General features: G+C 61.9%; 7 protein-coding genes and 1 pseudogene. All 8 read left to right on the forward strand.

The window, feature by feature from the left end; translation table 11 throughout:
- Nucleotides 1-74: 74 nt before the first annotated feature.
- Nucleotides 75-1,043 (forward strand): methionyl-tRNA formyltransferase, encoded by a 969-nt coding sequence (fmt, locus tag B2696_RS09250; protein ID WP_286955089.1) that lies wholly within the window; start codon nucleotides 75-77, stop codon nucleotides 1,041-1,043.
- Complete coding sequence (locus B2696_RS09255; RefSeq protein ID WP_286955090.1) at nucleotides 1,040-2,581, forward strand: RsmB/NOP family class I SAM-dependent RNA methyltransferase; 1,542 nt, start codon at nucleotides 1,040-1,042, stop codon at nucleotides 2,579-2,581. Before fmt ends, B2696_RS09255 begins: the two co-directional genes overlap by 4 nt.
- Nucleotides 2,582-2,624: 43 nt before the next feature.
- Nucleotides 2,625-3,305, forward strand: coding sequence for a ribulose-phosphate 3-epimerase (rpe, locus tag B2696_RS09260; RefSeq protein ID WP_286955091.1), 681 nt, complete (start codon nucleotides 2,625-2,627; stop codon nucleotides 3,303-3,305).
- Nucleotides 3,295-4,347, forward strand: a complete 1,053-nt coding sequence (ribD, locus tag B2696_RS09265) for a bifunctional diaminohydroxyphosphoribosylaminopyrimidine deaminase/5-amino-6-(5-phosphoribosylamino)uracil reductase RibD (RefSeq protein ID WP_286955101.1) — start codon at nucleotides 3,295-3,297, stop codon at nucleotides 4,345-4,347. Before rpe ends, ribD begins: the two co-directional genes overlap by 11 nt.
- 66 nt (nucleotides 4,348-4,413) lie before the next feature.
- A complete protein-coding gene (locus tag B2696_RS09270; protein WP_286955102.1) occupies nucleotides 4,414-5,034 on the forward strand; it encodes a riboflavin synthase in 621 nt (206 codons plus the stop codon).
- 6 nt (nucleotides 5,035-5,040) lie between these two features.
- Nucleotides 5,041-6,306 carry a bifunctional 3,4-dihydroxy-2-butanone-4-phosphate synthase/GTP cyclohydrolase II gene (locus B2696_RS09275; protein WP_075729865.1) on the forward strand — a complete coding sequence of 422 codons (1,266 nt, stop codon included), beginning with the start codon at nucleotides 5,041-5,043 and terminating at the stop codon, nucleotides 6,304-6,306.
- A gap of 96 nt (nucleotides 6,307-6,402) precedes the next feature.
- Nucleotides 6,403-6,882: a 6,7-dimethyl-8-ribityllumazine synthase gene (gene ribH, locus B2696_RS09280; RefSeq protein WP_286955092.1), complete on the forward strand. Its 480-nt coding sequence runs from the start codon at nucleotides 6,403-6,405 to the stop codon at nucleotides 6,880-6,882.
- A gap of 23 nt (nucleotides 6,883-6,905) precedes the next feature.
- Nucleotides 6,906-7,097 (forward strand): annotated as a pseudogene (locus tag B2696_RS09285) (PH domain-containing protein); the annotation flags it as partial.

Below are 7,097 nucleotides of genomic sequence, written 5' to 3' on the forward strand. Positions count from 1 at the left end.
TCTGCTGTTACAGACAGCACTCAACTCATAGCACTTATTACACAGCACTTAACTTCTAAGGAGATAACTACTCTATGCGCATAGTTTTTGCCGGGACTCCGGAACCTGCCGTTGTGGCACTGGAGAAGCTACTGGCTTCCGAGCACGAGGTGGTGGCCGTTATCACGCGTCCCGATGCGCGCAGGGGCCGCGGGCGCAGCCTGCACCCCAGCCCCGTCAAAGAACTTGCGCAGTCTCACGGCATAGAGGTCTTGACTCCCGCCACGCTGAAGGCTGATTCTACCGATGGGAAAGAGGTACGCGAGCGCCTGCGCGAGCTTAATCCTGCGGCGATACCGGTCGTGGCCTATGGCAACTTGATACCGCAAGATCTTCTTGATCTGCCGGAGCATGGTTGGATAAACCTCCACTTTTCCCTCCTGCCTGCCTGGCGGGGTGCCGCCCCCGTTCAGGCTGCAATTGCCGCTGGCGATGACATCACCGGTGCCACCACCTTCCGCATTGATGAGGGACTCGACACTGGCCCAGTGCTTGGCACCCTCTCTGCCGCGATTGAAGCGGGCGATACCTCAGACGATCTCCTCACCCGCTTGGCTTATGCAGGCGCGGATCTCTTGGCAGCTACGCTCGATGGCTTAGAGGCGGGGGCTCTAGTACCCCAAGAACAGCGCGGTGAACCCACCTATGCGCACAAGATAACCGCAGAGGACGCGCGGGTTAACTGGGATAGCCCGGCCTTTGCCATCGATCGCCAGATCCGCGCGCACACACCGGCCCCAGGCGCATGGACCTTGTTGGGCACAGAGCGCTTCAAGCTCGGCCCCGTGAGCATGACGCCGGATGCGGCCATCGGAGACATCACAGAAAAGACTACAACGCAGCTCCCCGCGGGTCAGCTGCACATAGACAAACACGCCGTGTATGTGGGAACGGCTACCGTCCCAGTTAAGCTGGGTCTAATCCAGCCACCCGGCAAGAAGAAGATGATCGCCGCCGATTGGGCCCGTGGCCTCGGCGAAGTAGGAGAGGTGAGCTTTTCATGAGCGGAGGATTTAGATCTCGGTCCAAGTCCGGCGATCGGCCCCAGCCCGAACGCGGCGCTAAGGCGGGCAGGGCGGACAGGGCGGGCAAGCCCCGCGAGGCACGCGCTCCACGCCATAACAGAGGACGAGATGGCGCGGGCGGTCGCGAGCGCGATAGCACTGGGGATTTCTTCCAACAGGCACGGCGCAGCGGGGTAGATATGCCTCGCGCCGTGGCTTATGAGGTGGTGCACCGCGTTAACGTGGCCGCGGCCTTTGCCAACCTTGTTCTCCCCAAGGCGCTGCGCACCCAGCGTCTAGAGGGCCGGGATGCGGCTTTTGCCACCGAACTTACCTATGGCACGCTGCGCACGCAGGGTGTCTTGGATGCGGTGATTGCCAAAAGCGCCACGCGGGGGCTGGGGGATATCGCCCCGGAAGTCCTCGACGCACTGCGGCTGGGGACCTACCAGGTTCTCTATACCCGGGTGGAGCCGCACGCTGCAGTTGATACCACCGTCCGGCTCGTTGAGGCGGCCGGTCAGGAAAAGGCTAAGGGCTTTGCCAACGGAATCATGCGCACCATCACGCGTACTCGCCCTGAGCAGTGGATTGAGAAGCTGACCCCCGCAGGTGAGATCCCGGCTGCCGCCTTCCGCCATGCGCATCCCACCTGGATCGCGGAGTCTTTCGCCCGCGTACTTGGCTTGGGCGAGCTCGATGAGGCTCTCGCGGCCGACTCCGAGCGCCCCATTGTCCACCTCGTTGCTCGTCCCGGTGAGATCACCGCGGAGGAGTTGGCGGCTATCACCGGATTCGAACAGGGCAAGTATTCTCCCTATGCGGTGTACATGGATTCGGGCGATCCCGGCTCTTTGGAGCCTGTGCGCCAGGGACTTGCAGCGGTACAGGACGAGGGATCGCAGCTCATTGCCCGTGCTCTCGTCGAGGCCCCGGTGGAGGGCGAGGACGGCGGGCGCTGGCTGGATCTCTGCGCCGGCCCCGGAGGCAAGGCGGCGCTCATCGGAGCGTTGGCGCGCACTGATCAGGCCCACGTCGATGCGGTGGAAATCACCGCGCACCGCGCCGAGCTCATCGAGAAGACCGTTGCAGATCTCCCCGTTAGTGTTCACGTGGCAGATGGACGCAACCCGGGCCTCGAGCCTGGTTTCGATCGCGTGCTTGTCGACGCCCCCTGTTCCGGCCTCGGCTCCCTCCGCCGCCGCCCCGAAGCACGCTGGCGCAAGTCGGAAGAAGATCTTGCCGGGCTCAACACACTGCAGTACGAGCTCTTGAGTTCAGCGCTGAACCTGGTGCGCCCAGGGGGAGTGGTGATCTACTCCACGTGTTCGCCCGATAAGCGCGAGACCCGCGATATTGTCGAGCGCGCGGTATCCGAGCTAGGAGCCCAGGAGCTAGATGCCCATGCCCTTATTCCCGATATGCCGGATGTAGGCCACGAGAAGTCCGTGCAGATGTGGCCACACCGCCATGGCACCGATGCAATGTTTTTCGCCGTCTTGCGCCGCGGGGAGCCAAGCGCTGCCAACGAGGGCTAAGGCAGGGGACAGGCGCTAGCCGGGAAGGCTAGAATAGAACACTATGTCTGCACCCATTATTTCCCCGTCTATCTTGGCCGCCGATTTCTCCCGTCTAGGTGAAGAAATCGGCGCCGTGTCCAATGCTGATTGGATTCACGTCGACATCATGGATGGGCACTTCGTTCCCAATCTTTCCTTCGGCCCGGATATTACGGCCACGGTCGACGGGCTCACTGATCGCATCCTTGACGTACACCTGATGATCGAGGATCCCGCGCGGTGGGTTGAGACCTATGCCAAGGCAGGCGCGGATCATCTCATCTTCCACGTCGAAGCGGTTGAAGGCCAAGAAGCCGCAGTGGAGCTGGCGGAGAAGATTCGCAGTCTGGGAGTCGGCGCCGGTTTTTCCATCAAGCCTGGCACCCCCATCGAGCCCTGGCTGGATAAGCTTCATCACTTCGATCTCGTCCTCGTCATGTCTGTCGAGCCCGGTTTCGGGGGCCAGGAGTTCATGCCAGAGATGCTTGAGAAGGTAAGAGCGCTCCGCGCGGCCATCGACAAGCAAGGCCTGGAAACCCTCGTCGAGATCGACGGGGGAATCTCTGCGGCAACGATCACGGGGTCTGCAGCGGCCGGTTGTGACGCCTTCGTTGCCGGCTCGGCCATCTATAGCCAGGCCGACAAGGAGGCCGCCGTGGAGGAGTTGCGCGCCCTCGCGGCGCAGGCCCGTGATGGGCGCTAAGCCAGCGATCGCTGAGTCGGTGGCGCGCAGCGCCCTCGTAGAGGCAATGCGTGCCGGGGACAGTGTCCGCGGCCTGACCAGCCCAAACCCGCCGGTCGGGGCCGTCATCCTCAATGCCGAGGGCGAGATCGTCGGTGTCGGTGCTACCCAGCCGCCTGGCTCCGCACACGCGGAGATAATGGCCCTACGCGCCGCCGGTGAGCGCGCGCGGGGTGGCACAGCCGTGGTCACCCTGGAGCCCTGCAACCACACTGGGCGCACCGGCCCTTGTAGCCAGGCTCTCATTGCTGCCGGCATCGCTGCTGTTGACTATCTGCATGCTGATCCTAACCCCGTGGCTACCGGTGGTGCCGCGGCCTTGGCGGCCGCAGGGTTAAAGGTTCGCCAGGTAAGCGCGCCGGATGCCGCCGGAGTGTCAGATGCACTGATCCCCTGGCTGCTGTCGGTGCGTGAACAGCGCCCGCACGTCACGCTGAAGTTCGCCCAAACTCTCGACGGATTCACCGCCGCCATTGACGGCACCAGCCAATGGATAACGGGAACTCAGGCGCGGCAGTGGGTGCATGCGGACCGCGCGCGCCGTGACGCCATCATCATCGGCACGGGCACCGCCTTCGCGGATGATCCCTCCTTGACCGCGCGTTACCCGGATGGTTCGCTGAGTGAGCATCAGCCACGGCGGGTTGTCATAGGCCGGCGCGATCTGACCGCTGCCGGGGATGTCGCGCGCAACCTGCGCCGCTTGGGCTACGAGCAATACCCCAGCGTGGAGGAAGCTCTAGTCGGTCTCTACGCAGAAGGTGCCCGCGACGTACTCGTCGAGGGCGGCGCAGGGCTGGCCAGTGCTTTTCTCGAGGCAGATCTCGTCGACGCCATCTCGGCCTATGTCGCGCCAGTGCTCTTGGGTGCAGGTCGCGGAGTGCTGGATCGCGCTCTTGTCCAGACTCTGGCCTTAGCGCCGCGTTTTCACCGAGTCGAGACTATTGCCTTGGGCGAGGACGTCCTGATTGAATATGCGCGCCAGCCCGCGGCGGGGGCTTAGAGTGAACTCAAGCTTAAACTAAAAAGTAGCAAGCAAGTAAGCCAAGCTAGCGAAGGAAGAATGTACGTGTTTACTGGACTCGTGGAAGAAGTGGGCAAGGTTGCTTCCCTGCAGGTGCTCGATGATGCATTGCGAATTGAGATCACTGCTCCGCTTATTGTGGAAGATGCCCAGCTGGGAGATTCCATCGCAGTCAACGGCGTGTGCCTGACCGTGGCGGACCTGGCTGATTCTGCTTTTTGGGCAGACGTGATGCAAGAGTCCCTCGACCGCTCGGCGCTCGGGCAGCTGAAGACTGGAAGCCCGGTGAATCTGGAGCGCGCCTTGCTTCCCACGACACGGCTGGGCGGGCATCTCATGCAGGGGCACGTGGATTCCACGGCCCGGCTTGTCGGGCGTCGCCCCTCCGAGCACTGGGAGGTTTTCCGCTTCTCCTTGCCGGAGCAGCTGGCGCGCTACGTGGTGGAGAAGGGATCGATCGCGGTGAGTGGAACCTCGCTTACGGTAAGTGCGGTCGGTCCGGACTGGTTCGAGGTTTCCCTCATTCCGACGACGCTGCGCGACACCATTTTGGGAACCATCGAGGTCGGTGACGTGGTGAATCTAGAGGTTGATGTGCTGGCGAAGTATGTCGAGAAGATGTTGGATACCCGCAGTATTTCCATATCGGAGCAGGGACTAAACTAGATCACCATGAGCTCCGCTGAAAACAAGACGCGCCTGGATACTGTTGACCAGGCTATCGCTGACATCGCCGCTGGTAAACCCGTGGTGGTGGTGGACAATGAGGACCGCGAGAACGAGGGAGATCTCATCTTCGCGGCCGAGCTAGCCACTCCAGAGCTTGTGGGCTTCATGGTGCGCTATACCTCTGGTTATATCTGCGCTCCGTTGATGCCGGAAGATTGCGCGCGGCTGAACCTGCCGCCCATGATGGCCAATAACCAAGACGTCCGCCATACCGCCTATACCGTCACGGTGGATGCCGCCACTGGCAGCACCGGCATCTCGGCCACCTCGCGCGCGGAGACTATCCGCCGCCTGGCTGATCCCTCGACCACTCCCGGTGACTTCACCCGCCCAGGCCACGTCGTGCCGCTGGCGGCACGCCCGGGCGGCGTGTTGGAGCGCGATGGACACACCGAGGCTTCGGTGGATCTTGCGCGCCTAGCCGGCCTGCGGCCAGCCGGTGTGCTGTGTGAAATTGTTTCCGCCGAGGATCCCACGGATATGGCTAGGTCGCCGGAGCTGCGCCGATTCGCAGACGAGCACGGCCTGACCATGATCTCCATCGATCAGCTCATAGAGTGGCGCCGACACCACGAGACGCAGGTTGTGCGCGAGGTATCCACGCGTCTGCCCACGGATTATGGCTATTTCCGCGTCCTAGGCTATCGCCATCAGATAGACGGTACAGCGCATGTGGCCTTGGTGGCAGGGGACGTCGACAAGCTGCGCGGTGCCGAAGACGTCCTCGTGCGCGTGCATTCGGAATGCCTGACCGGGGATGTTTTCGGATCGCGGCGGTGTGATTGCGGTTCGCAGCTGCAGGCTTCGATGCGCGAGATTCAGGAAAATGGTTCTGGGGTCATCATCTACCTGCGTGGTCAAGAAGGCCGCGGAATTGGGCTGCTCAAGAAGCTGGAGGCCTACCGTCTGCAGGATGAAGGCCTCGATACGGTGGACGCTAATCTAGAGCAGGGCCTGCCGGAGGACGCGCGCGAGTATTCGGTGGCCGGTCAGATTCTGCGGGACTTGGGCATCAAGTCCGTCAATCTCTTGACCAACAATCCTCATAAGGGGGAGGGACTCGTCGGCTTCGGCGTGGATTCGACCCATCACACCACCCTGGCAGTCGCAGCGAACGAGGATAACATTGAGTATCTGCGCACCAAGCGCGACCGCATGGGCCACGATCTCCCGCAGGTCGCGGAATGGGATGCGGCGCACTCGCGCTAGGCTTGAAGGCCGGTTGTCTCCGGCAGGGCGGAATAGCCCATACCCAAGATTGAATATTGCCTGACTGAATATTGAAAGCCTAAGGAGTGGTTTCCAGTGAGCAAAGAAGGACTTCCAGATCTCGCCGAGGTCGATGCGCGCGGGCTCAAGGTAGCCGTCATCACTTCCACGTGGAACGCTGAAATCTGTGATCACCTGCACGAACGTGCGGTCGAGACGGCTCGTGCCAACTGCGCACAGGTCGATCAGTTCCGCGTGGTCGGCGCCCTCGAACTGCCCGTCGCCGTGCAGGCGGCTGCGCGTCGCTACGATGCCGTGGTGGCGTTGGGGTGCGTGGTGCGAGGAGGAACTCCGCACTTTGACTACGTCTGCGATTCCGTAACGCAGGGTTTGACGCGGATTGCCCTAGATGAATCCACCCCAGTGGGCAATGGCATTCTCACCGTCAATGATCACCAACAAGCGGTGGATCGCGCGGGATTTGAGGGCTCTGTCGAAGATAAAGGTGCAGAGGCAATGCTCGCGGCTTTAGACACTGCGCTGCAGTTGCGTAGAATCAATGGATTAGAACACTAGCGCGGGATACAAGAGGGAAAATTATGACCGAAGCACATGCATCTCATTCATCGGCGCAGGATAATGAGGGTTCGAAGCCTCAGGATCCGCGTTTGAGTGAATCCGAGGTGCTGGCTTATACCGCCGCTGATCCTTTCGCCATGACCTCGCAGAAACCCTGGGAGTTCGAGGTCAAGTCGCCATTCTTGCGCAAAGTCGCAATCGGCTGGGTTGTC

Source organism: Corynebacterium sp. UBA4397, from assembly GCF_002390965.1.
GTDB classification, from domain to species: domain Bacteria; phylum Actinomycetota; class Actinomycetes; order Mycobacteriales; family Mycobacteriaceae; genus Corynebacterium; species Corynebacterium flavescens.